Source organism: Candidatus Woesearchaeota archaeon B3_Woes (genome assembly GCA_005222965.1).
In the GTDB taxonomy this organism is placed as follows: domain Archaea; phylum Nanobdellota; class Nanobdellia; order Woesearchaeales; family B3-WOES; genus B3-WOES.
Window position 1 is genome coordinate 815,799 of sequence record NJBG01000001.1, and the last position, 24,995, is coordinate 840,793.

Genomic DNA, 24,995 nt, shown 5'->3' on the forward strand with positions numbered 1-24,995 from the left:
TTATAAGATATTATTTTTTTCTTAATATATAAAGCTTTCTATAAATTAGTTTTGTTATTTTCACGAAAATCTTATAAACTTGGAATTTATATTAAGAAATATGAATAAAAAAGATATAAGGAATCTTGTTTTACAAAACGCAGTAAAATTTAACGGAAAAGCTAATGTTTCTGCTGTTATCGGCCATCTAATCTCAAACAATCCTAAGGTAAAAGAAAACATAAAAGAGATATCCAAAGAAGTAAACAATATTGTAAAGGAAATTAATAAACTAAGCCTAGAAAAACAACAAAAAGAACTTAAAAAAAAAGCTCCTGGATTATTAAAAGAAAAAAAACAAGAAAAAAAACAAGGTTTAAAGGATCTACCTAATGCTGAAAAAGGAAAAGTTGTTATGCGGCTTGAACCAAGCCCTTCTGGCCCTTTGCATATTGGTCATGCCTATGTTGGAAGCCTGAATCATTCATATTGTGAAAAATATAATGGAAAATTTATAATTAGAATTGGAGATACAAACGCAAACAACATCTATGAACCTGCTTATGAATTAATTAAACAAGATTCTAAATGGTTATGGGGAAATGATATTGAAATTACAACTCAATCAGATAATATCAAAGTTTATTATGAATATGCTGAAAAACTATTTGAAAAAGAAGTATTATATGTTTGTGATTGTGATCCTGAAAAATTTAAAGAGTTAATTATTAGCAAAACAGCCTGTCCTTGTAGACATCTTTCTAAAGATAAACAAATCCAAAGATGGAAAAAAATGTTAGATAAAAAAGGCTACAAAGAAGGAGAAGCTGTTGTAAGATTCAAATCTTCTGTTGATTATAAAAACCCAGCAATGAGAGATTTTCCTTTGTTAAGAATTAATAAAACAAAACACCAAAAAACAGGAAACAAATATAGAGTATGGCCTCTAATGAATTTTTCAGTAGCTATTGATGACCTAACATCAGGAATAACCCATAATATAAGAGGAAAAGACCATGCTGATAATGAAAAACGCCAGAGAATGATTTTTGAAGCCTTGGAAAAACAACCTCCAACAGCCTTGTTTGTCGGAAGAATTAATTTTGAAGGATTTGAAGTAAGCTCTACAAAAACAAAAGAAAAGATTGATAAAAAAGTTTATACCGGGTGGGATGACATAAGAATTCCTTTTATTCCTTCTCTAAAAAGAAGAGGATATCAACCTCAAAGTTTTGTTAAATACGCAATTGATGTTGGTGTTAGTCTAACAGACAAAACAGTTCATATTGAGGATTTTTTTAAATCAATTAATCATTTTAATAAAGAAGATATAGACAAAACATCAAACAGATATTTTTTTGTAGAAAATCCTAAAAAAATAAAGATTCAACACAAAGAAAAAGAAGTTAAATTACTGATACACCCAGATTTTAAAGAAAGAGGGTATAGAATTCTAAAGGCAAAAGATGAATTCTATATACAGGATAAATTAGAAAAAGGAAAGAATTACAGGTTAATGCATTTACTTAATTTTAAAGATAATTCATTCATTTCAGAAGGAATTGATGAAAGCCTAAAAGCCAAGATGATACACTGGCTTCCTGTAACTGATGATTTAGTTGATGTTGAAATCCTAATGAACAATGGAAAAACAATAAAAGGCCTAGCAGAACCAGACCTAAAAAACGAAAAAATTAATAATATAGTGCAATTTGAAAGATTTGGGTTTTGTAAATTAGACAAAATAGAAAATAATAAATATAAATTTTGGTTTACACATAGATGAGGTGAAATAAAATGTCAGAATTGGTTGTTAAAGCAAAAATAAAAGAACTAGCAAAAATAGATGAAAAATCTCTTAACGTTTCAACAGATTTCTATGAAAAAATAAATAAAAAAGTAGAAAGAATAATTCTTGAAGCTTGCGAAAGAGCAAAAGCAAACGGAAGAAATACAATTATGGGAAAAGATGTTTAAATCTTTTCTTTTAACCTATTAATCTTATCTTCAATAACTTTTAATTTAGATTTAGGAATCCCCCTTGATTTTAATTTCTCATATTTTTCTTCTAAATCATACAATATATTCTTTAATTCAATATTTTTGGTATTAGTAACAGGATCTACAATGCCTTTTGCTTTATCTTCTTTCATCTTTGTCTTAATCTTTTTCTCTAACTCTTTTACCTTTTGCTGCCTTCCCTCAATCATCTTAGTATACTTTTCAAATTTTTCCTCTAATTCTATTATTCTATCCTTAACTTCCTGACTAATATCTTTTTCATCTCCTCTAGCCAATATTCCCCTCTCTAGACTAATAACTTCAAGAATTAGCTTTTCTAATCTCTTAAACTCCTGAGTAATTTTTTTCTTAGGTGTTTTTTTATTCAAAGATAATTCTTTTACTTTTTCAACATGTTTGTTTAATCTTTCCTTCGCCTTGTCAGTTTTTTCATATTTATGATAAGCATTAGCTAAACTTTTAAAAAATTCTTTAGAAATATCTTTATTATAAATTTGTTGATCCATTCTTACTTTTTTCTAAATAAACCTTTTTTAACAGGTTTAGAAGGCCTAGGCATTCCTTTTGGAGGAGGGACCCGCATTGGATTCATACCAGGCATACCTGGTTTAGGAAAAGAAGGGATTCCTTGAATTGGAGGTCCTTGAGGTGCTCTAGGCAGAGGTTGAGGACCAGGCATAGGGGGTCTTGGACCTAATCTTGGCATAGGTTGATTAGGAATTGGTCTTGGGGCCATCGGTCTTTGTTGAATTTCTGGTTTTCCTCCTTTTACCAAATCAGCAATAGATAAAAGCCCTTCTGCAATTTTTTGATTTTGATCAAGAAGATTATCTAATTTATCATGTATAGCTTCTAATTTTATCCCATCAGGTTTTTCATTTTTAAGACTTAAGCTAGCCTCTTTAAATAAATCTAACATTTGATTAAGTTTACCCATAACATTATTTGCAGAACCAGAATTTTTCCCTTCTTTTAACTCTTTTATTTCTTGTTTTAATCTTGCAATATCTTTACGTGAAATAATCTCATAATCTACATCATCACTCATAAAACACCTCTTTTTAAATAAAACTAGAGTTTATTCTTTATAAACATTTCTTTTTTAGAATTAAAAAAATCACATCATTCCAGGCATACCTGGAGGCATACCAGGTGGCATTCCCCCACCCATTTCTGGCCCAACCTTTCCACCTTCAATAACATCATCTATTCTTAAAATCATTACAGCAACTTCTGAAGCAGAAGCAATAGCTTGAGTTTTGATCTTTAAAGGCTCTATAACTCCTTCTTTCCAGGCATCCATCGTTTTTCCTGTAAATACATCAATACCTGCCCATTTGTTCTTTTTATCATGAGCAGCTTTTAACTCTGTTAATGAATCTATTGAATCAATTCCAGCATTCTCCGCTAAAGTTCTTGGAATTACTTCCATTGATTTTGCAAAAGCCTCTACAGCTAGTTGTTCTCTTCCTGATAAGGAGTTTGCATACTTCATTAACCCTTTTGATAATTCTAATTCAGGAGAACCAGCTCCAGCTACAACCTTTCCATTTTTTAAAGCAGCAGCAACATCACCTACAGCATCAGTAACAGCTCTTTTTACTTCATCAACAACATGCTCTGTTCCGCCTCTTATTAATAATGTAACAGATTTAGGATTTTTACATTCCTTAATATAAGTCATATTCTCATCTCCAACTTTTACATCTTCAACAAAGCCAGCCTTTCCTAAATCATTTCCATTTAAATCTTCTAAATTAGTAACAATCTTTCCACCTGTTGCTTTTGACAAAGCCACCATATCAGATTGTTTGGATCTTCTAACAGCATAAATTCCATGTTTTGCTAAGAAATGCTGTGCCAAATCATCAATCCCTTTTTGACAGATTAAAACATTTGCACCAGAATCAACAATCTTTTTTACTTTTTGTTTTAACATACCTTCTTCTTGATCTAAAAAAGCCTGCATTTGTGATGGATCAGTAATTTGTATTTTAGCATCCATCTCTGTTGATTTTATCTCAATTGCAGAATCAACCAAAGCTATTTTTGCATTCTCTATTTTTTGAGGCATTCCTGAATGAACCCTTTCTTTATCCAATACAATCCCTTTTATTAATTCAGAATCTTCTACACTTGATCCTACTTTTTTCTCTATCTTTATATTATCTTTATCTATAAGGATTTTATCACCATCTTGTTCTGAAATGGTTATAATTGATTTAACAGTTATGTCTGCTAATTTTTCTTTTGCATTTTCAGCACCTTTACCAGTCATTGCAGTCATTGCAATTTTATTTAGTGTTTGAACATCTTTTATAGAAACATTTTCTGCCATCTCATTTAAGATTTTTTGAGATTTAGACTCAGCCAATCTATATCCTCTTGCTACAACAGTTGGATGAACATCTTGTTCAATTAATCCTTCTGCATTTTTTAATAGTTCACCTGCAATAACAACAGCGGTTGTTGTGCCATCTCCAACTTCTTCTTCTTGAGTTTTAGCTATTTCCACAATCATCTTAGCAGCAGGATGCTCTATCTGCATTTCTTCGAGAATTGTAACTCCATCATTTGTAACAGTTATATCACCCATTCCAGTAATCATCTTGTCCATTCCTTTAGGACCTAATGTAGTTCTAACAGTTTCTGCTACTAATTTAGCAGCCATGATATTCATTCTTTGAGCTTGTCTACCTTGGCTTCTCTGAGTGCCTTCTGGCATTATGAATACAGGTTGTATATTGCTATTATTATCTGCCATTTTTTATAATACCCCCTAAAATTAACAAGTACAAGGAATAAATAATCATTTATAAATTATATGTTTTTTAGAAACATAAATAAATGAGTTAATTCTTAACTATTAATATGATAATAACAATATCAGGAAAACCAGGCTCTGGAAAATCAACAGTATCTAAGATAATTTCTAAAAAACTAAACCTTAAACACTACTCTATGGGCGATTTCCAAAGGCAGATTGCAAAAGAAAAAGGCCTTTCAATAAACGAATTAGGAAAACTAGAAGAACAAAGTGATGAAATCGATAAACTAGTAGAGCAAAAACAAATAGATTTAGGTAAAAAAGAAGATAATTTCATAATTGATTCACGACTAGGTTTCTACTGTATTCCAAACTCAATAAAAATATTTCTTGATGTTAGTTTAGAAGAATCTGCAAAGAGAATTTTCAAAGACAAAAGAGCAGAAGAAAACTTTAAAGATGAAGAATCATTAAAAAAACATCTAATAGATAGAGCAGAATCAGAAAAAAAGAGATATAAAGAATACTATGACATTGATTTTAATGATTTAGACAATTATAATTTGGTTGTAGATACAACAAATATAGACATAGGTGGCGTTGTTAATAAAATACTAAACTTTATAAATAACCAATAATTCTTTTAATCTGTAATTTCTTCTCATTTTTAACATGAGATAAAAGGGGAAAAATGACTAAAATAAAAAAACAAGACTTTGTAGAAATCGAATACACAGGAAAACTAAAAGATGAAGGATATGTGTTTGATACAACTGATGAAAAAATAGCAAAAGAAAACGGATTATTTAATGAAAAACACACATATGGTCCTGTAAAAATAATGGTTGGAAACGCTCAAGTATTGCCGGGTCTAGATAAGTTTATAGAAGGTAAAGAGCCAGGAACATTCAAAGTTGAACTAAAACCAGAACAAGGTTTTGGGAAAAAAAATGCTAAATTACTAAAACTTTTACCTAAATCAATTTTCACAAAACAGGAAATCAATCCAATGCCGGGATTACCAGTTTCAATTGATGATATGGAAGGTATGATCAAAACAGTTTCAGGCGGAAGATGTATTGTTGATTTTAATCATCCTCTATCAGGCAAAGAACTTCAGTATGATCTGAAAATAAACAGAATAGTAACAGATGAAAAAGAAAAAGTTGAAGCAATGATTGAATTACAGCTTGATAAAAAAGATTTTGAAGTAAAATTAGAAGGTGAAAATGTCACTATAACTCTGAATACAGAAGTGAAAAAACCACTGAAAGATTTGCTTGCTGACATGATTAAGAAATTCACTAAACTAAAACAAGTTGAATTCAAAGATAATAAAAAGTAACAAAGTTTAAATATAAGTAGGGTTATGTAAAACCATAAGCTTAAAAAGGTGAGCACGTGGAAGTGGAAAATCAGGAAGAACCCCAACATATTGATTCTAATGAAGATCAATCTCAACACGATAAACTTAGTCAGACATCTGAATCATTAGTTGAAAAAAAACCAGTTGACAATATAGCAGATGCTCAACTAGCTGAAATTCTATCTCAACAAAACGCAAGTATTCGTGTAGTTGGAAGTGGAGGCGGTGGAAACAATACTATTAACAGAATAAGTGAAGTAGGAATTGTTGGTGCTGAAACAATTGCAGTTAACACAGATGCTCAGGATTTACTATATACAAAATCTGATAAAAAAATATTAATCGGAAACGAAGTAACAAAAGGCCTTGGAGCAGGTTCAAATCCTCGTTTAGGGGAAGAAGCTGCCAGAGAATCAGAACACGAAATTAAAAAAGCTCTTCATGGAGCTGACATGGTCTTTATAACCTGTGGATTAGGAGGGGGAACAGGAACAGGTTCTGTACCTGTTATTGCAGAGGTTGGAAAAAAAATAGGTTGTCTAACAGTTGGAATAGTCACACTACCTTTTGCAATGGAAGGAAAAAGAAGATATGAAAACGCTACTCTAGGTTTGGAAAAACTTGAAGCAATGGTTGATACCTTGATTGTAATCCCTAATGATAAATTACTGGAATTAGCACCAGATTTACCATTACATACTGCTTTTAAAGTTGCAGATGAAATATTGACTAACGCTGTAAAAGGAATTTCTGAATTAGTTACTAAAGCGGGTTTAGTTAATTTAGATTTTGCAGATGTAAGAACAGTTATGTCAGATGGTGGAGTTGCTTTAATCGGAGTAGGTGAATCAGATACAGACAACAGAGCAGTAGAAGCTGTTGAAAAAGCAATTAATAATCCTTTATTAGATGTTGATATCACAGGAGCTACAGGCGCATTAATAAATGTAAGCGGTGGCAAAGACATGACTCTTGAAGAAGCTCGAAGAGTTGTTGAAACAATCTCAGATAAGATGGGAGAAGACGCAACTGTTATTTGGGGAGCACAAATATATGATGATTTGGAAAAAACAATCAGAGCAATGTTAATAGTTACAGGAGTACAATCATCTCAAATCTTCGGGCCTGGCAGAACAATAGGGTCAAAGAAAAGAAAAGAGATTGAAAACGAACTTGGCATAGATTTTTTAGAATAAACGAAACTTTTATAAATATGGTATTATCTTTAACAATTACTGCTTCTTAAAAATTAAAAAGAAGTAGTGAGAACTAAAATGGAAGAAGGACAACAAAAACCAACATTAATATTCAAACTAAAAAGATTCTTTGTTGAATGCAAAAGAGTATTAAGAGTTACAAGAAAACCAGACTCAGTTGAATTTAAAACAATTGTAAAAGTATCTGGTTTAGGAATGGCTATTGTTGGATTAATAGGATTTGTAATACAAATAATAAAACAAATGTTTTTTGGTTAAAATGGCAGAAGAAAAAACAGAAAAAATATTCGCTCTAAGAACAACTGCAAACAGAGAAGATCAAGTTATGGATTTTCTTATGAGTAATGTAGAAAAGAAAAAGCTTAATGTTTATACTATTGTAAGATCTCATGGGATGCGTGGTTATATTTTCTTAGGTGCTTCATCAAAAGCAGAAGCAGAACAAGCAGCATTTAATATTCCTTATGCTCGTGGTATTTTACCTAAAGAAGTTAACTTCGAAGAAATAGAACATATGCTCGAAAGGAAGAAAAAAGAAATTAACATGAAAAAAAATGATATTTGTGAAATAATATCCGGTCCTTTCAAAAGAGAAAAAGCAAAAATAACAAGGATAGATCCACAAAAAGAAGAAGTAGTTGTTGAATTATTAGAAGCAGCTGTTCCAATTCCAATCACAACAAAAATAGATTCAGTAAAAGTTATAAGAAGGGAAGAAGAAGAGGATTAAATTTATGGTACCTTTAATAATAATGTTTGTTGTTATGCTACTTTTTACCATATATCTTATTTTTATTTTAATTCCTGATTTTGTAGCTTTAATTGTAAACATTCCAATTCTATGGGTTGTTTTAGTAAGAGCCTATTTTGAAATAAGTAAGCAAAAAAAGATATATAACTATTTAGCAGCACTTGTTATAACTACAATAATATTTATCTTTTTATTCGACAAAATACAAACGCCATTTATGTTCTGGCAGGTTTGGTTTTTAACAGTCCTCTTTATAATTGCAGAGGTTATTAATTTATTATTAATATGCAAAAAAAGACTGGAAACAGCTTGATTCTTCTATAAAATAATACCTTAGTATACTTTTTACACTACCAATAAGCAAAAGATTTATAAAGAGAAATCATCAAAAATATACTAATTCCTGGGGGTGGTTTACAATTTACTTAAACAATCAGTTAGAGAATTCTTTAAAGATAGATGTGTTAAGCTCACAAGGCAAATTCGAGATACACAAGCAAGTAGAGAGAAGAGATGGTCTAACTTTTATGCGAATTAAAAAAAGAAAAGTGTTATGAAAACAACCAAAACGCAAAATTTCATGTTGTTTAGTTTAGGCAAACTCTATGAAATAGCTAACAAAAAGGTGAAAAACAAACCTTTAGAAGTTTTTATTTCTAAAAAAAGCTTTATAGAAATTCTAATGAAATCAGGCATTGCAAAAAAGCAGGAAAGAGCCATCTACAAAAATTTAGAAGTTCTAGAAAAGAAAAAATTAATTCGTTACAAAACAAAAGAGCTTATGCTAACTTCTAAAGGCAAGAAATTATTTAGTACTCTGAAAAAAGAGTACGACCCTTATGTTTTTCTTTGCGAAATACTAAAATCAAAAGGATTAACAAGCTATACAAAAAAAATACAGACAGTTCTTAAGTAATCAAAAGATATAAATATACAAATATTCTTTTAACCATATTATGGAAGAAAAAGAGGACATATTTAGAGATGGATTAAAAGGAGGCCATCATCCACCACCACCTGCTAAGGAAATCCACGCAGATAAAATAATAAAAAAGTACTACAAACCTTTCTTAGTTCTAATTATTATATTTGGTCTTTTCTTTGGAGGCTATTACACAAGAGAGGTTCCTGTTTGTGAAATATGTGAAGAACCATCTCCTTGTCCAGAATTAGACTATTCTAAATGTCCAAAAGAGATTGAAAAAATAACTACAATAAGATACGCCTGTTCAAACGGTCTAATTGTAGACAATTTAGATGAATGTAATCCTCTTAATTATGTAACAATCACATCTCCTTACAAAGAAACAAGCAATACTGTTACACTTTCTATTGATAAAGTAGAATATGAAACAGTAGGGAGCTATAACAAAATAACAGAGATAGATTATACCATTCTGAATATGGGAGAACACGAAATAAAACCAATCATACTAGTAAATATATATTCAATAACAGACGAAAGATCAGAACAGGGATATGTGCATGAGGTTTTTGATGATGAAGAATACATTGATTCAAACGCATGGGCAATAAAAAAGAAAAAAACAAACATAGGTTTTAAAAGTACAGATATTGTAGTTAGATTAGTATTAAAGGATACATTACCTGATCCAGATAAAGAATTAGTTCGTGTTAGTAGACCTTTAAATGTAATATGAAAAAATTAAATTTTTTCCAAAAAATTGAACTAATTATATCAAATCCTCATAAATTTTTTGATAAAATACAAGACAACAAAAACATTTTTGATGTTTTCAAATTCTATTTTACATTTATTTTTGTAAGTATTGTTATTAATACTTTATTTCGCTTGCCAGAACTAACAAAAAGCAATCTTAATATTACAATATCAAAATATTTCCTTTTTATTCTTATTTTAGTCGCTTTTATTTTGATTCTTTCACTCTTAACAGCTGTTTTTTCTTTTGTATTGTATTGGTTTTGTCATATCCTTATTAAAATCTTTAAAGGCAAGGAAAAATATTCAGAAACCTACAAGTTGTTGTATGCAGCAACGCCTTTATTAATAGTTTCACTAATACCATATCATGGTGTGTTTAAGGTTTTGTTTTATCCTTTGTTTATTATAGCTGTTTTAGACACTTTCTATCTTGAATTTATTGGTCTGAAAAAACTACAAAAATTAAACAAGGAAAACGCAATTACAGTAATTGTAATAGGCACAATTATTGCAATATTATTAGTAATGTACTTTGTAAAGATTGGTTTAATAATACCCTAAGAGGAAAAAATTAGCATTAAAAACAAAATAGGATGGATAATATTTATAATTGCATTATTCATTCTTATAATGATGTATAGAAACAATATGAACTTCGAATTGGTTGTTCAGAAAATTCTTGGCTTTTTTGGAAAATAAAAACATTCAATCTTTTTTAATATATTCTCCTACAATTGGAAAAGGTTTTCCATGATCGTGAAGCCATTGAGTGTTAACTGATAAAATTATATTGTCATTATTCCCCTGAAGTGATTTAGTATTTACCCAATCTCCTAATATTCCTTTTGCTTTTTCACCAACAAATATAGGTACAGTTCTAAAATATTGATATGCTCTCTCGCTTGCTGAACCTTTAAAATCAAATGTTTCCCCAGCAATCATATAATGATAACCATCTTCAACTTTTCTTCTTCTTAATGTTGTACTACCTAATAAATTCCAAACATCAGCAGAATTACCTAACTCCCCTGCATCATTTACCTTAGTCCCCCCTCTTATGTCATCCATATACTCCCATCCATCATCTGCATGATATTCTGGATTGGTGCTGGGAGTCCATTCTCTTCCTTTTGTTTGTATAATCAAACCACCCCATTCCTCATCAGAAAGATCAACCTCCATTGGTTTTCCAGAACCATAAAGATAACGTGCCAATGCCTTAAGCCCCCTTCCATAATCACCAGTCATTTTATTTAAAAGAGAAGTAGGAGTAGAAACAATAGAATAATATAATGGTGTAGATATTCCTCTTGGGTTTTCAGATTTTGAATCATCAAATGAATGAATTATATTTGTTTCAAACCCAATAATACTTCCCTTTTCTAACTGCTTCCCTTCTTTAAAATAAAAAACACCATTATTAGACTCCTCTTTTTTTAAAACCAATTTTATTTCACTATCATCCTTTTGATATACTACAAACACATCATAATCACCATCATCAGTTTCTATTTCAATCTTGTCATTACCTATAGCATTCACATAAAATTCATAAATAAGAGATTTACCCTTAAATCTAGAACTATATATTATTGTGCTTATTTCTTCAGAAGGAATATCATCATAATTAGTTCCAACCAACATATCAGAAGAAACTTTTATTTTAGTTCCTTTAGGATTTTCAAATTCTGTTGGATTTTCTTCAGATGCTATTAATAAAATACTATCACCATACACAACTTTAGCAAACCCTTTTACAGATCCTTTTATTTCATTTATTGAATCATCATGTGTTTCTTCTATAATAACCCATTCACCTTGTGTATCAATTATTTGTGAAGATAAATCATAATAAATCATTTCTCCTGATTTTGGTTTATAAACAAAATCATCAATCCCAAGATCTTTTTTACTAATCATTATGCCAGTTGTACTATCATAACTAACATCCTCACCCTTAATAATCCCACCATCTATCTCATTCCAAATAAGATTAACATTATTTAATTGAACAACACCATCAACAACAATAACAGTCCCACCTTTTCTTAATTTAAAAATTCCATTTGTTCCAGTAATTTCTCCACCAGATTCAATCGTTATTGTCCCACTATACTCTTTAACATCTGCAGACCCCCCATCTAAATAAACAAGAATACCAGTATTAGAAGTTAATACAGCTTCACCACTATTAATAAAAGCAAAACCTAAGATTGGGTCAATGGAAATATCATCTGGAGTAACAATAGATCCAAAAAATTTTTCAATAAATTCATCAAAATCCATGCCATAGTTTTCCCTTACAAAATCTCCTTTTACTTGTATATCATCTGATTTTTTTGGTATTAATACAATTTCAAGTGGAGCAACAACAAAAAAAGAAAACACAACTAAAAAAACAATACTAATAACTAAAACATTTACCTTATTCATTGTTTATCTTTAAAATAAGCTTATGATTATATAAAATTATCTTAAAGAAGAAAATAAACAAACATTTTTAAACTAATTCTTATTATTTTTAGCTTAATGAGTCAGAAAAAAGAAGAAAAAGCAAAACAAGAAGCATTTCAACAGGAAATAAGAAGAACAAAACTTCCTCGCGGTAATCAAAGTTTTGGAATTCTTGAACAGCGTTTAGGAGCATCTCGCTTAAGAGTTAAATGCCTTGATGGAAAAAGCAGGGTTTGCAGAATTCCTGGAAAACTAAAAAGAAGATTATGGGTAAGAGAAGGAGATATTGTAATTGTTGAACCCTGGGAATTTGGCGGCGATGAAAAAGGAAATGTTATTTTCAAATATTCTAAATCACAGGTTCAGTTCCTAAAAAACAAAGGTTATCTTAAGAAAATCGAAGAAGTTGATGAATTCTGATTTTACCACTCTAGAATAGAAATCTTTATATATTAGGTTCTTTCTTTTGTTTATATGAATTGGGGGAGATATTTTGCATTACTTATTGTGTTATTTCTAAATCTGTTTACAATACTGGTGCTTGGTTTAAGAATTAATTTCTTAGGCGAGTTATTTGTATTCTTATTATTTTTATTATTCTCTCTCATAATGTTAGTTTCAGTCTATAATAATAAACATAGTGAGCCTTTTATTTCATTATTCTTTTTAGTTTCTTTAATCAACTTATGGTATATCAAAACATCTTTTGTATCTAATCCTCATGTTAATGTAGGTTTAAGAGGTTGGTTCTTGTTTGGTTTGACATTACTCTTAAACGCTATTGGCTTTTTGTTGTTTGCATCTTTGATTACAAAAAAACAACATGAAAGAGAAGAAGTAATTGAAAGGGTTGTTGAACCTTTTGAAGAACCAGAAGAAATTCCACCTGTAGAAGAGTATGGAGAACCTAAAAAAACAGTTTCTAAAAAAACATCTGTTAAGAAAACATTTAAGCCTGGAAAATTCATTGCAAGCAGCAATAGTACTTATTATCATGCTGCTAAATGCGACTGGGCCAAAAAGATTTCTAAAACAAATAGGGTATGGTTTAAATCAAAAGAAGACGCTCGTAAAAAAGGCTTTAAACAACACTCTTGTTTAAAGAAATAATTATTCTTTTATAAAATAAATTATTAATAAGATAATTCCAACACTTAAAGCAGAATCTGCAATATTAAAAGAAGGCCAAATTCTTAAATTAATAAAATCAATAACACCTTGGTATAAAATCCTGTCAATTAGATTTCCAATAGCTCCACCAACAACTAAACCAGAGCCTAGCTTTAATTTCCAATCACCTTTTTGAATTTTATCATAATTAAATAAGAATAATCCTATAATTACAATTGATAACCAGGCTAATATTGAACTAGCTCCTTTGAATAAGCCAAACAAAGACCCAGAATTTGTTATATAACTAATATTTAGAACCTTTACTAAATATTTTGTTAATTGATCAACTACAACTATAATAAAAGCACTTAAAAGAAATATATTTTTCTTTACCATCCTCTTTGCTGCTGTTGTGGGGGCTCTTGTTCACCCTCTGCAATTTGTTCAATTTTTTCAATCTTATGGCTTAGATTGTCTAAAACAGCTTTGATAGTATCAACCTTTGATGAAATTATTTGCACATTTTGTGATAAAGAATTAATATCATTACCTTGAACAGGTTGTTGTTGATTCATTTGTTGAATAGCTCCTGGTTGTTCAGGTGGTGTTTCTTCAACAGGCTCTAGATTTTGAGCAGGATTTACAGCTGCTGCAGATTCTGAAGGTAAGTTCCCACCTGGTTGTTGTCCCATATCTCTTTCCAAACCAGTTGGTGTGTTTAATCCAAGTCTATCTCCTATTGGCTCTCCATGAACACTCGCATTACTCTCAGAACCAGGACCAGGAACATCTTTTTCCTTCTTAAACATACCCAAAATACCCATTATTTCACCTCTTTTAAGTTATATTAAGAATTAGACTATATAAAGATTATTGTTTATTCAAGAATTACTACAATTTACTCTTTTTAGCTTTATCAGAAACAATTGCAGAGTTTCCAGAAGGATCTTCAATAATTATTTTTAATTTATCCTTCCCCCACATAGCCTTTGTTATTTTTTTGAGCATGTTTTTAGCTTTTTTCTTTAGAGCTGGGTCTTCTTCATTATCTCTTGTTGATTCTAATTGCTTTTTAACCCTGTTTAATAAGCCTTCAATGTTTGATATATAACCTTCTGCATTTGTTCCAGGCTCAATTGTCATTATATGTGGAATTTTAACAGTCGCTTCACTGCTTTTAACAATTCTTATTTTCATATCCTTTTCAGAGTCAACATCAATTGTGAATTTAGTTGGTTCGTGCTGTTCTTCTGCTTCAATATCTGCTTTATGGAATTTACAACTGCTGCAGCTCATTGAGAACAAATAAACCTTTCCAAAGTATGGAATTTCCATCCCCTCTTCTATTAATGTTAAGGTTTTCTTTAGGCACATTGGACATTGTTGGCCTTTCACTGTTTGTGGTACTTTTTCCATGCCTAAATAATGAGGGGCCGAATTTAAAAACTTATTGGTATTAGAATCTATATGTTATTTGGGTTGGGTTTTATCCATTTTCTCACTCCCTTTAATAAAAAACAACAATCTAAAATTATCTTTTTATTTTGAGTATATTTAAATACTAGTTTGTCTATTCTTAACTTAAAGAGGTGATATAATGGCTAAAGGAAATGTAGGTAAAGTACAGGATGATAAGCTTTGGGGATTCCTAGCTATATTTTTAGGAATAATTGGTTTTCTTATTGTTTTATTAACCAAAAGAGACAGTGAATATGCAATGTACTATGCAAAACAATCACTTGTGCTATTTATTGCTTGTATATGTGTTGGATTTGTTGCATGGATACCATTTATTGGATGGTTTCTTCTAGGACCCATCTTGTATATAGTGATATTGGTGCTTTGGGTAATAGGGTGGGTGCGTGCATTATCTGGAGAAATGAAACCAATTCCTATAATAGGTAAACTTGCTGAAAAAATAAAATTATAAAGGAGGTAATGTGAATGAAAGCACACTATCTATTGGTAGTATTGTTACTAATAGGAATTTTAATGATAGGTGGATGCGTCAAAACGCCAATAAAGCAACTTGTAAGTGAAGAACTAACTAAGCAGTCAACAGGTGAAGAGCCATCAACAAGCAAAGCAGGAGTACCAACAACAGATGTTTCTGGAAAAGATATTGCAAATGTGCCAAGATATCCAGGCTCAATAAGAAACTATGCTGGAACAGTTATGGGTGGAGATATGATTGCATATCAGACATCGGCAAGCGTTGATACAGTTGCAGTTTTCTATGAAGAACAGCTGCCAACAAAAGGATGGATGATAATAGCTTCTACCATAGACCCAGATTTAAGAGGAATTACAGCAACAACAGACTCAGGAGAGATGGCAATTATTGCAATTGCACCTAGTGAAGAATACTCTGGGTACACCTCTATAAGCATAGTATCTAGAAATGTTTTACCAACTGGTTTAAGGTAGTATCAGTAAATTAGTATATAATCAGATGAGTTAATTATTGGATAACTAGATATGTAAAAAAGAGTTAGTAGTTTAAATTAAGAAAAAGGAGGTAATAAATGAAAGCACACTATTTATTGATAGTTTTATTCTTAATTGTGGTTTTAGTAATTAGTGGATGCGTAAAAACGCCACAAACACCAAGTGTTGAAAACATTCTAGAGAATCCTGACGAGGCAATAACCACCTGTGAAAAGATGTCTGAATCTGATAAGGAGAACTGTTATGATAATGTTAGTTCTGCCTTGTCTGAAGCTGGGCTATTTGATAAGATGATGGAAGTATGTGGCAAAACAGAGTCAGACGATTGCTATTCTGAACTTGCAATTAGTGCACAACTTGTCGATGCCTGCAAAAAGATTTCTAGCAGCACCACGAAAAGGGACTGCTTATTCAGCCTGGCTAGCCAAAATAATACAGCAGCTTGCAAAGAAATGACCAATCAATTTGACAGAAACAGATGTCTTTTTGACATCGCCATGCAGACTGAATCACTGGAAACCTGTGGTGAAATAAATGATGTTTCTATAGAAGAAGACTGCTATATGGCATTGTCCAACCTTTTTAGGAGCACAGACCCTGACAAGGCATTTGAAGCTTGCGAAAAAATGTCAGAAAAGGATGACTGCTATTGGGATATCATACAAAATCTTAAGAAAACAGATCCAAATGTTGCGCTCACTGCATGCTCTAAACTGTCATTTGACATAGATAATTGTTATTTTGATATGGCAAGAGTTCTGCTTCTAACTGACATTGACAAAGCAGTATACGTCTGCGGGAAAATGGAATACACTTTTAATAAAAATGACTGCTACATGATGATTGTCAATACACCAAAAGTTACATTAGCAAACCCTGACAAGGCAATAGATGTTTGCGGAAAGGTGACTATGGATATGACTATGTGCTACGAAAGCATAGCAAAAATCATTACAGAGACTGACAAGGACAAAGCAAAGGAAGTTTGCGGCTACATTACTGAGGATGACTTCCAAATGCACTGTGAACAAATTTACGGCTGATTCTTTTTTTATTTTCTTTACAATACAAAAATTTATCATATTCTAAGAAATAATACATATTAAACAAAAAATTAACAAATAAATATTTTGAGAATTATTTAAATCTTTGCAGTAGTTATAGTTTTTAACCTCTAAGAAATCTACTCCTGAAAGCCTTCTGCTGGGGATTCTTTCACTTCAGTTGTTTCTTTTGTTCTATAAATCTGAGCAAAAGAGGGTGTTACAACAACATAATCTTCACCAAAGCCAGCAATCTCACCTTCAATAGCATCAGTTGTTTTCTTAAGTTTATTTATAGCCCTTTTCAACTCAATCAAATCCTTATCTTTCAAAGGTCTTATATTAACCAAGGCAATTGTCTTACCATCCCTTAAACTATCTAAAATAGGTTTTATGCTTTCAAAATCTTTCATAACAAAAGGACGAACAATAATTTTTGAACGAACATCGCTTGGAGAATCAGTATCAAGTTCAACATAACCTTCTTCAACATCTGCTTCTACTTTCTCATGATCTTCTTTATTTGATTTTAAAAAGTTTAAAAAACCCACTTTGACACCTCGAATGATATTATTAACTTGTTAATAATTAATTTGCAATACATATATTTAAAGGTTTCTATTCTTTTTCCTTACTAGTACTAAATCTTTTTATTAATAAAAATCCTTTTTCAGCTTCTATACAATACTCTTCTTTATCATCAAACTTAGTCATTCCAGTCACAGCAGAAGGAAGAAGTATTCTATTACCACGAAAATCAAGATTAGTTATAATCTCTTTTAATTTATCACCACCTTTTATACCCATATCAACCATTATCTTAGAAGCATCTTTTACTTTTCCTTCTTCTTTAAGCTTTTTAGCATTTTTATGCAGTAATTTAGCAATCTCTTCAGCAACATCAATCTTAGTAGCTTTAGTTATTCCTTGTAATCCTGGTGATAGATTTATTTCAATTATAACAGGACCTTTTGCACTTTCTAATATATCAACAGCACATATATCAGCACCAAGAACCTTTGCAGCTTCTACAGCTATCTTTTTTGTATAGCCATCTAATTCACACGCCTTTCCTTCTCCACCTATATGTATATTTGCTCTCATCTCTTCTCCTTGGGATTCACGATTCATAGAAGCAACAACCCTATCACCAACAACAATAGCTCTTGTATCTATTCCTCCAGTTTCAACAAACTCCTGAATCAAAAAAGGCTGTCTTAAAGCTGATAAAGCATCCATCATAGATGATGCAGAGCCAAAAGAATCCGCAAACATAACTCCTTTTCCCTGAGTTCCAGATGGGAATTTCATAACAATTGGATAATTAACTTTTTCCAAAACCTTTTTAGCAGCATCAACAGAACTAGCTAAGTAAGTTTTAGGCATAGGTATCTTGTTTTTCTGAAGCTCTAATTGAGTCAAAACCTTATCATGACCAATTGTAAATGCCTCAGGAGAAATAGAAACATATGTTTTATGAAAAAGAGCAGTTGAGATAGCTCTCATAATAGGTTGATACCTAAAAGAACCCATGATATGAACACAATCATACTTATCAATCTCCTTTCCTTTATATAAAACCTCTAATTCTCCAACAGTATTTACTTCTATTTCTTTTAAATTAAGATGATCAACTTTAGTAAAATATTTCTCCATAGCTGTAACTATCCATTTTGAGCTTACACTTCCCAAACTTATCAAAGCGCCTTTCATTTTTTCAACGTGTCAGAAATCAAAGATTTCTGAGCACATTCAAACACCTTTGGTTTTTGATGGATCAATTAAAAATCCTTCTTTTAGTACATTCTGACCAATTAAAACCTTAAATTTCATATGACTTCTATCAGCAATTGTAAATTCAGCCTTTAGTTTTTTACTTCTTATCTTTACTTCTGCTTCCATAACAGGTCTCAGTGTTCTGCCATGAGTTGAAACAACTAATTTTCTTCTTATGATTGGACCTAAATGTAATTCAGCTGCTAATTTTGCATCTATCGCACTCTTAACAGCACCAGTATCAATACGAGCTTTTACTTTCTTCTTCTTAGTAGAGTTTCCAAACAAAGTTACGTCTTCTACAAACCCCACAACTGTACGCTTTTTGTACTTATCCATCTGATTAGTACTCTTTATTTTCTTTATAAACTTTACTAAATTAGAGAATATTATAAGAAAATAAATATTACAAGTATACTTAATTACTAAATAGTAGTTACAAAATAGAAAGATTTATATACTAATATTATCAACACCATACAACACAAATAATCAATAAAATATAATAGGAGGAAATAAAATGAAAATGTATAAACCACTTGTGATAGGAGCACTAGCTGTTTTTACTGCTGCTAATGTATATGCAGCTGATCTATCTAATAAATTGATCAAAAAATACAGTTTAAGTCCTAAACAAGTACAAGAGTTTAAACCATTTGAATTTTATAGCAATAAAACACTTGAGAAAGCATTGAGAAACTATACAATCCAGAAAAAAGATGATATGGCTTTTGGAGAGAAACACCAAACAATCAAAGAGTTTCTAGAAGAAGTTGATGCTGCTGATGGTGAAACAGATGGCTATATAACTGATGATGGAGTTGAAAGACAAAAAGAAAGCGATGCTTTTGAAGGCATGGATTCTATGTTTGATTAAATAATATTTTTTTTCTTTTTCTATAATTTTTTCCTTCTAATCTATTACTTTATTATTCAACAAATGTTGCATCAGAACGAGATGGAATATAAAGATTATCCAAAGGCATATGTAAAGAATCAGTTTTTAATTCCAGTTGACTAGGAGCAACTACTTCTTGTTGAACAGGAACATCTTCAAAATCACTATTATAACACTGAACTCCAAGAATACCAAGATAAACAACAGATATAACAATCTGCGTTATTGTACTTATTCTAGAATACATCTTAGTTCGTGGTGTTATCTCAGGTTCATACTCTTGATTCATACAAATCAGAACTAATAATCAGCTTATAAACTTTTTGTAAAACCACCACTACAGAATCCTAAACATCTTTCGAAAGCCTTAAATAAACACCAAAATCCTAAGAAAACATGAAAACAAGAAGAAAAAAACTAGAAGCAAACATATGGAAATTCTATTTATACAGAATATTTGCCAGCATCTTCTTCGCAATGCCAATCTTTGTTCTATACTACCAGGATAATGGATTAAGCATGACACAAGTCATGATTCTACAATCAATTTACACAGCAATAAGCATGGTAACAGTAATATTATTTGGAATCATAGCAGATTATATTGGAAGAAAAAAAGTTTTAGTAGCAAGCACAATCATCTACATACTTACATGGGTCTTGTTTGCAATGAGCCATAATTTCAAACAATTTTTACTGGCAGAAATAGCAGCAGCCTTATCCGCTTCAATGTGGGTAGCAAGTGGAACAGCTTTTTTCTATGATAATCTAAGGGAATTAAAAAGAGAAAAAAAATTCAAAAAACTTTATGGAAATGTAATTAGCATAAACTATCTAATGTGGGGAATTTCAGCTCTAATCGGAGGATATATGGCTGTCAAAAGCCTAAGGTTTCCTTATTGGGCAACCACAATTACAGCATTTATAGCTTTACTGGTTTCATTTACACTAACAGAAACAAAAAAATACAAACACGCAGACACACATTACTTAACACATTTAAAACAAGCTGCACAATTTGCAATAAAACACCCAAAAGTAAGATTATTCATACTCTACTCCTCAATAATTTTCTCAATGGGTTTTATCTGCTACATGTTTTACCAGCCCTATTTCAATCAAATAAAAATAAATCTAGTATATTTTGGATGGATATATCTCTTAATGAATCTGGCAGCAGCATTTGGCTCTAAATCAGCTCATAAAATAGAAAAATACTTAGGAGAAAAAAAGATACTATTAATCATACTTTTAATCATGATTATCTCCTTTTTTGGAATATCAAAAGAATTAATAATCCTGGGAGCAATATTCCCAATACTATTATCTTTTAATTCAGGAATATTTGAACCAGTTATATCAGACTATATGAATAAACACATCGATTCTCATCACAGATCTACTGTTTTATCACTAGGGTTTGTTGTAACCCAGATGATGTCAACAGTCCTGGCACCTTTTTTTGGCTGGATAGTCGATTTCTGGAGTCTAGAAACAGCTTTCCTAACAGCAACAATAATACTAATCATAAACTTAGTAATTCTAATAGGATTATTCATAATTAGCAAAAAGAAATAATTACTTTCTTATAATTTTAAGAACTTCTTTTGTCTTCTTCTTCATCAATCTTTTTGTTTTAGCCTCTAAATTAAGCCTTAACAAAGGTTCTGTATTTGACGGTCTAACATTAAACCACCAATCATCAAACTCAACCATCACACCATCTAACTTAGATATCTTGCCATCTCTATACTTTTTCTCAAGCTCTTCCATTTTTGCCTTTTTATCACTAACCTCTGAATTTATTTCACCGCTCTGAAAATACCTTTGCAATGGCTTAACTAATTCAGACAAAGGCATATGTTCTCTTTCAATTAACTGTGCAATCTTAACCAGAGTAAAAATAGTGCTTTCAGTAAAAAAATGATCTCTGTAATAATAATGACCAGACAATTCACCACCAAAAGCAATATTATCCTGTCTCATACTCCCTTTGATAAAAGAATGACCAACTCTATGTATGACAGGCTTATTCCTGTTCTCAGCAATAGCCTCTTTAACAGCCCATGTTGATCTTAAATCATAAAGAATACTCTCATGATTAAATGTTTTTGATATCAAAGCAGTTATTATATCACCACCAATCACATGACCTTTTGCATCAACAAAACCAATTCTATCACCATCACCATCAAACATAGCACCAAAATCTGCCTTATTCTTTTTAACAGCTTTTACAAGTTGTTTATACATCTCGTGCTTTAAAGGATTTGCTTCATGATTTGGAAAATTCCCATCTAATTCTTTATTAACATAAACAATATCTACATCTAAATTCTCAAAAACCTTTGGAACAGTTAATCCACCCATTCCATTGCTTGTATCCACAACAATTTTTAGTTTAGGCATTTCTTGCACTACATTTAATATAAAATGAATATACTCTTTCATAATATCTCTCTCAATTATCTCGCCAAAACGCAGTGGATTTTCAAACTCATTAGAAATTACAGCCATCTCAATCTGACCAATTCCTTCATTATATGTTAATGGAATAGCTTTCTCTTTAGTAAACTTAAATCCATTATACTCACTAGGATTATGAGAAGCAGTTACCATGACTCCGCCATCTGCCTTAAGAAAATTCACAGCAAAATAAAACATTGGTGTAGAACATAAACCAATATCAATAACATCTCCGCCCTGCTCATTAATTCCTTTAGCAACCGAATCAAATAAAGGATTAGAACTCGAACGCATATCTCTTCCAACAACAATCTTGGGCTTTCCAATAAACTCAACCAACCCTCTGCCTATCTTATAAGCAACATCCTCTGTAAGATCCTTGCCATAGACACCTCTTATGTCATATGCCTTAAAAATATCCTTTAACATCCTCTTTTATTAAAGTTCTTTTTCAGCTTTTTTATATTTTTCTATATCATCTGTTGGAAACCAATATCCTTGATGTGAAAAAGCATAAACACTGCCGTACTTTCCGCAAAATTTCTCAAAACAATCACGCTCAATAGAAGATTTTCCAGAAGGCAAAATTTCTAATGATTCTGGCTCCATTACATAACCACCGGCATTATTAAGATTAGAAGGCGCTTCTTCCTTAGTTGGTTTTTCTATGAAATTTATTATCCTGCTATCATCAAGCTCTGCAATCCCATACCTGGTAACATCTTCAACAGGATACAAGGTCATAGTTATTCTTGCCTCTTTCTTCTTATGAGCTTTCAGAATAGCTGTCCAGTCAAAATCAGCAATATTATCACCATTAATAGCAATAAATGTCTTCTTAATATTTTTAGAGGCCTTTTTTATAGCACCGCCAGTACCTAAAGGATCATCTTCTACACAATAAGATATCTTTACCCCAAACTTGCTTCCATCACCAAAATACTCTTTTATCTTATCAGCTCTATAACCAACAGACAAAACAATATTCTTTATTCCGTGCTTTTTGAAATTTTCAATAGCATGCTGAACAATTGGTTTTCCTTTTACTGAAAGCAAAGGCTTCGGAATATTATCTGTTAAAGGTCTTAATCTTTCTCCTAATCCCCCTGCTAATATTATTGCCTTCATATATACCCTTCACTCACACCACCCTTTTTAAAGTTTGTGAAATAATCAATCCAATACTTCACCAACCAAATAGTGCTTTGTAATATCAATAATTTGAACCCTGACTTTATTACCTAATTTAAATTCACCTTCTATAACAATCGGTTTATATGCAAAATTTCTTCCCATAAAAGTACCTTTCTTGCCCTTTTCATCAATCAACACACTACCCCCCCATTTTGACCATTTCTTATTTACACTAAAACCAACCCAGTCAAACACACTTGTCAATAATCTGCTTCTGTTTTTAATATCTTCTCCAGATAATTGCTCCATTTTAGCAGCATCTGTTCCAGGCCGAGGATTGAATCTTGAAATATTAATAACATCCGGCTTTATCTCTTCAACCAAATTCAAAGAATCCTGAAACTGCTCTTTTGTCTCTGTAGGAAAACCAACAATAATATCAGTTGAGATAGTAATATGCTCAAAACTCTCCCTAAATCTGTTAACAATTTTCTTGAAATCCCCAACAAAATACTTTCTTTTCATTAACTGCAGAATCTCATTATTCCCAGACTGAACAGGGATATGAATAAACTTGAATATTTTTGGATTTTTATAAACCTCAATAAGATCATCTAACATCCTAATAACATGATCAGGATTCATCATTCCAACACGAATCATAAAACCCCTATCAATCTTAACAATCTCTTTTAATAATTCAACCAAACTTGAATTAATATCCTTTCCATAAGCTCCTGTATCCTGAGATGTTAACCAAATCTCTTTGCATCCGTCATTTAAAGCAGTATTAATCTCTTTGATTATCATCTCAATTGGATAAGACTTCAAATCACCTTTGATTAATTTAACAGAACAATAAGAACAATACCCCAAACAACCAGAAGATATAGGAATTATCCCAACAATCTTATTCTTCCTAACTCTAGGAAGATTTATTTTATTATCAGATGATTTTCCCAAAATCTCTACAACATTATCATTTATTGTCTCTTCTATAACAGAAACAATCTCCTTGATATTATGAGTAGAAATCAGACTAGCTTCTGGAACTATCTCTCTTATCTCAGGAATAATACTTTTAGTTATACACCCAGCAACAATAAATTTCTTATTTTTTAATTCACTCAATTTCCTTATTTTCTTTAAAGCATTAGTATTATTTTTTACAGTGCATATGTTGATAATAATAACAAAAGCATCTTCAGGACTATTAACTATCTCAAACTCGTGTTCAGCCAATAAACCCTTCATTATCTCTGATTCTGAAAAGTTTATTGAACATCCTGACGTATCAAAATATACTTTTACCACATTAATAAAAAACAAACACCCATTTAAAAAGGTATTCGTTAAATTTATAAGCAATTCTTTGTTTTTCTCAAATTAGAAATGACAATTTTGTATATTTTATTACACAAACCTCAAACAATTGATGAATTTGTCCAGGAAGTACAAAGAAAAGGATACACATCAGTAGATATAGTCATAGCACAAAACGGAAAAAACAATTTAAAGAGTATACACGGAGATTTCTTTGAAGCACATTATACAGTCAGGCTTGAATCAGGCAAAATAAGATTAAAACTAGCTACATATGATGCAACATCAAATACATTTAATGGTGAGAAAAATGTTGAGGCCATCCACGAAATTAAAGAAAAAGAAGCATTAATAGCATCCCTGATGTATTCTGAAAGTGTTGCATATAGATTACAACAAAAAGATTTAGAAACAACAATTAATGGAAAACCAATAGAAAATGCCAGAAATAGATCTAATCAATGTAGACAACAAATAGAAAAACTAGACAAACTAATAATAAGAAACAAGTATCAAGGAGACCTATTCAAATAAATCAATAATCTTTTAAATAA

The 24,995-nt window shown here is 31.0% G+C and carries 33 protein-coding genes; 19 read left to right on the forward strand and 14 right to left on the reverse strand.

The window, feature by feature from the left end; translation table 11 throughout:
* Positions 1-100: 100 nt before the first annotated feature.
* Positions 101-1,765: a glutamate--tRNA ligase gene (locus tag CEE44_04365; protein ID TKJ17739.1), complete on the forward strand. Its 1,665-nt coding sequence runs from the start codon at positions 101-103 to the stop codon at positions 1,763-1,765.
* An 11-nt stretch (positions 1,766-1,776) separates the two neighbouring features.
* Complete coding sequence (locus CEE44_04370) at positions 1,777-1,956, forward strand: DUF1931 domain-containing protein (protein ID TKJ17740.1); 180 nt, start codon at positions 1,777-1,779, stop codon at positions 1,954-1,956.
* On the opposite strand, the gene CEE44_04375 is transcribed toward CEE44_04370, so the two are convergent.
* The 3 genes from CEE44_04375 to CEE44_04385 all read right to left on the reverse strand — a co-directional run bounded on the left by CEE44_04375 (position 1,953) and on the right by CEE44_04385 (position 4,765).
* Entirely contained in the window at positions 1,953-2,507 is a 555-nt protein-coding gene (locus tag CEE44_04375) for a hypothetical protein (GenBank protein TKJ17741.1), read from the reverse strand. The two genes, CEE44_04370 and CEE44_04375, sit on opposite strands and share 4 nt — an antisense overlap.
* A gap of 2 nt (positions 2,508-2,509) precedes the next feature.
* Entirely contained in the window at positions 2,510-3,049 is a 540-nt protein-coding gene (locus CEE44_04380) for a hypothetical protein (GenBank protein TKJ17742.1), read from the reverse strand.
* A gap of 69 nt (positions 3,050-3,118) precedes the next feature.
* Positions 3,119-4,765, reverse strand: coding sequence for a thermosome subunit (locus CEE44_04385; GenBank protein ID TKJ17743.1), 1,647 nt, complete (start codon positions 4,763-4,765; stop codon positions 3,119-3,121).
* A 107-nt stretch (positions 4,766-4,872) separates the two neighbouring features.
* Here CEE44_04385 and CEE44_04390 point away from each other — a divergent pair, with 107 nt between their 5' ends.
* The 9 genes from CEE44_04390 (at position 4,873) to CEE44_04430 (ending at position 10,347) form a co-directional block, all read left to right on the forward strand.
* The gene (locus tag CEE44_04390; GenBank protein TKJ17744.1) at positions 4,873-5,406 is read left to right on the forward strand and encodes a cytidylate kinase; all 534 of its coding nucleotides are present in this window, start codon (positions 4,873-4,875) and stop codon (positions 5,404-5,406) included.
* 53 nt (positions 5,407-5,459) lie between these two features.
* A complete protein-coding gene (locus CEE44_04395; GenBank protein TKJ17745.1) occupies positions 5,460-6,113 on the forward strand; it encodes a peptidylprolyl isomerase in 654 nt (217 codons plus the stop codon).
* 89 nt (positions 6,114-6,202) lie between these two features.
* Entirely contained in the window at positions 6,203-7,330 is a 1,128-nt protein-coding gene (gene ftsZ / locus CEE44_04400; protein TKJ17944.1) for a cell division protein FtsZ, read from the forward strand.
* Positions 7,331-7,408: 78 nt separating this feature from the next.
* Positions 7,409-7,609: a protein translocase SEC61 complex subunit gamma gene (locus tag CEE44_04405; GenBank protein TKJ17746.1), complete on the forward strand. Its 201-nt coding sequence runs from the start codon at positions 7,409-7,411 to the stop codon at positions 7,607-7,609.
* Position 7,610: 1 nt separating this feature from the next.
* On the forward strand, positions 7,611-8,081 hold the full coding sequence (locus tag CEE44_04410; GenBank protein ID TKJ17747.1) for a transcription elongation factor Spt5: 471 nt from the start codon (positions 7,611-7,613) through the stop codon (positions 8,079-8,081).
* 22 nt (positions 8,082-8,103) lie between these two features.
* Positions 8,104-8,415: a hypothetical protein gene (locus CEE44_04415; protein ID TKJ17748.1), complete on the forward strand. Its 312-nt coding sequence runs from the start codon at positions 8,104-8,106 to the stop codon at positions 8,413-8,415.
* 240 nt (positions 8,416-8,655) lie between these two features.
* Positions 8,656-9,018: a hypothetical protein gene (locus CEE44_04420; protein TKJ17749.1), complete on the forward strand. Its 363-nt coding sequence runs from the start codon at positions 8,656-8,658 to the stop codon at positions 9,016-9,018.
* A gap of 40 nt (positions 9,019-9,058) precedes the next feature.
* On the forward strand, positions 9,059-9,763 hold the full coding sequence (locus CEE44_04425) for a hypothetical protein (protein ID TKJ17750.1): 705 nt from the start codon (positions 9,059-9,061) through the stop codon (positions 9,761-9,763).
* A complete protein-coding gene (locus CEE44_04430) occupies positions 9,760-10,347 on the forward strand; it encodes a hypothetical protein (protein TKJ17751.1) in 588 nt (195 codons plus the stop codon). The genes CEE44_04425 and CEE44_04430 overlap by 4 nt, the downstream gene beginning before the upstream one ends.
* A gap of 144 nt (positions 10,348-10,491) precedes the next feature.
* On the opposite strand, the gene CEE44_04435 is transcribed toward CEE44_04430, so the two are convergent.
* Entirely contained in the window at positions 10,492-12,219 is a 1,728-nt protein-coding gene (locus CEE44_04435) for a hypothetical protein (protein ID TKJ17752.1), read from the reverse strand.
* Positions 12,220-12,315: 96 nt separating this feature from the next.
* Here CEE44_04435 and eif1A point away from each other — a divergent pair, with 96 nt between their 5' ends.
* Positions 12,316-12,660: a translation initiation factor eIF-1A gene (gene eif1A, locus CEE44_04440; GenBank protein TKJ17753.1), complete on the forward strand. Its 345-nt coding sequence runs from the start codon at positions 12,316-12,318 to the stop codon at positions 12,658-12,660.
* A gap of 54 nt (positions 12,661-12,714) precedes the next feature.
* The gene (locus CEE44_04445) at positions 12,715-13,350 is read left to right on the forward strand and encodes a hypothetical protein (GenBank protein ID TKJ17754.1); all 636 of its coding nucleotides are present in this window, start codon (positions 12,715-12,717) and stop codon (positions 13,348-13,350) included.
* Here CEE44_04445 and lspA read toward each other — a convergent pair whose 3' ends face one another.
* From lspA to CEE44_04460, 3 genes are all read right to left on the reverse strand, one after another.
* Positions 13,351-13,749 carry a signal peptidase II gene (lspA, locus tag CEE44_04450; GenBank protein ID TKJ17755.1) on the reverse strand — a complete coding sequence of 133 codons (399 nt, stop codon included), beginning with the start codon at positions 13,747-13,749 and terminating at the stop codon, positions 13,351-13,353. It abuts the gene before it with no gap.
* Positions 13,743-14,177 (reverse strand): hypothetical protein, encoded by a 435-nt coding sequence (locus tag CEE44_04455; GenBank protein ID TKJ17756.1) that lies wholly within the window; start codon positions 14,175-14,177, stop codon positions 13,743-13,745. The genes lspA and CEE44_04455 overlap by 7 nt, the downstream gene beginning before the upstream one ends.
* A gap of 67 nt (positions 14,178-14,244) precedes the next feature.
* The gene (locus CEE44_04460) at positions 14,245-14,769 is read right to left on the reverse strand and encodes a hypothetical protein (GenBank protein TKJ17757.1); all 525 of its coding nucleotides are present in this window, start codon (positions 14,767-14,769) and stop codon (positions 14,245-14,247) included.
* A 181-nt stretch (positions 14,770-14,950) separates the two neighbouring features.
* Between CEE44_04460 and CEE44_04465 the strand changes: the two genes are divergently transcribed.
* The 3 genes from CEE44_04465 (at position 14,951) to CEE44_04475 (ending at position 16,844) form a co-directional block, all read left to right on the forward strand.
* Positions 14,951-15,283 (forward strand): hypothetical protein, encoded by a 333-nt coding sequence (locus CEE44_04465; GenBank protein TKJ17758.1) that lies wholly within the window; start codon positions 14,951-14,953, stop codon positions 15,281-15,283.
* A gap of 14 nt (positions 15,284-15,297) precedes the next feature.
* Positions 15,298-15,780 (forward strand): hypothetical protein, encoded by a 483-nt coding sequence (locus tag CEE44_04470; GenBank protein ID TKJ17759.1) that lies wholly within the window; start codon positions 15,298-15,300, stop codon positions 15,778-15,780.
* A gap of 98 nt (positions 15,781-15,878) precedes the next feature.
* Positions 15,879-16,844, forward strand: a complete 966-nt coding sequence (locus CEE44_04475) for a hypothetical protein (GenBank protein ID TKJ17760.1) — start codon at positions 15,879-15,881, stop codon at positions 16,842-16,844.
* Between the two features lie 140 nt (positions 16,845-16,984).
* Here the strand turns inward: CEE44_04475 and CEE44_04480 are convergent, their stop codons facing one another.
* The 3 genes from CEE44_04480 to CEE44_04490 form a co-directional block, all read right to left on the reverse strand.
* Entirely contained in the window at positions 16,985-17,395 is a 411-nt protein-coding gene (locus tag CEE44_04480) for a hypothetical protein (GenBank protein ID TKJ17761.1), read from the reverse strand.
* 67 nt (positions 17,396-17,462) lie between these two features.
* Positions 17,463-18,557 (reverse strand): hypothetical protein, encoded by a 1,095-nt coding sequence (locus CEE44_04485; GenBank protein TKJ17762.1) that lies wholly within the window; start codon positions 18,555-18,557, stop codon positions 17,463-17,465.
* A 39-nt stretch (positions 18,558-18,596) separates the two neighbouring features.
* A complete protein-coding gene (locus tag CEE44_04490) occupies positions 18,597-18,959 on the reverse strand; it encodes a hypothetical protein (GenBank protein TKJ17763.1) in 363 nt (120 codons plus the stop codon).
* A gap of 187 nt (positions 18,960-19,146) precedes the next feature.
* Here CEE44_04490 and CEE44_04495 point away from each other — a divergent pair, with 187 nt between their 5' ends.
* Positions 19,147-19,497 (forward strand): hypothetical protein, encoded by a 351-nt coding sequence (locus CEE44_04495; GenBank protein TKJ17764.1) that lies wholly within the window; start codon positions 19,147-19,149, stop codon positions 19,495-19,497.
* A gap of 52 nt (positions 19,498-19,549) precedes the next feature.
* Here CEE44_04495 and CEE44_04500 read toward each other — a convergent pair whose 3' ends face one another.
* The gene (locus CEE44_04500; protein TKJ17765.1) at positions 19,550-19,807 is read right to left on the reverse strand and encodes a hypothetical protein; all 258 of its coding nucleotides are present in this window, start codon (positions 19,805-19,807) and stop codon (positions 19,550-19,552) included.
* A gap of 107 nt (positions 19,808-19,914) precedes the next feature.
* Between CEE44_04500 and CEE44_04505 the strand changes: the two genes are divergently transcribed.
* A complete protein-coding gene (locus tag CEE44_04505; GenBank protein TKJ17766.1) occupies positions 19,915-21,096 on the forward strand; it encodes a hypothetical protein in 1,182 nt (393 codons plus the stop codon).
* On the opposite strand, the gene manB is transcribed toward CEE44_04505, so the two are convergent.
* From manB to CEE44_04520, 3 genes are read right to left on the reverse strand one after another with little or no spacing between them, the layout of a single operon-like run.
* Positions 21,097-22,413, reverse strand: coding sequence for a phosphomannomutase/phosphoglucomutase (gene manB / locus CEE44_04510; protein ID TKJ17767.1), 1,317 nt, complete (start codon positions 22,411-22,413; stop codon positions 21,097-21,099).
* 9 nt (positions 22,414-22,422) lie between these two features.
* A complete protein-coding gene (locus CEE44_04515) occupies positions 22,423-23,112 on the reverse strand; it encodes a nucleotidyltransferase (GenBank protein TKJ17768.1) in 690 nt (229 codons plus the stop codon).
* A gap of 45 nt (positions 23,113-23,157) precedes the next feature.
* Positions 23,158-24,486: a 2-methylthioadenine synthetase gene (locus tag CEE44_04520; GenBank protein TKJ17769.1), complete on the reverse strand. Its 1,329-nt coding sequence runs from the start codon at positions 24,484-24,486 to the stop codon at positions 23,158-23,160.
* A gap of 24 nt (positions 24,487-24,510) precedes the next feature.
* Here CEE44_04520 and CEE44_04525 point away from each other — a divergent pair, with 24 nt between their 5' ends.
* Positions 24,511-24,975, forward strand: coding sequence for a hypothetical protein (locus tag CEE44_04525; protein TKJ17770.1), 465 nt, complete (start codon positions 24,511-24,513; stop codon positions 24,973-24,975).
* The last annotated feature ends 20 nt before the right edge of the window (positions 24,976-24,995 follow it).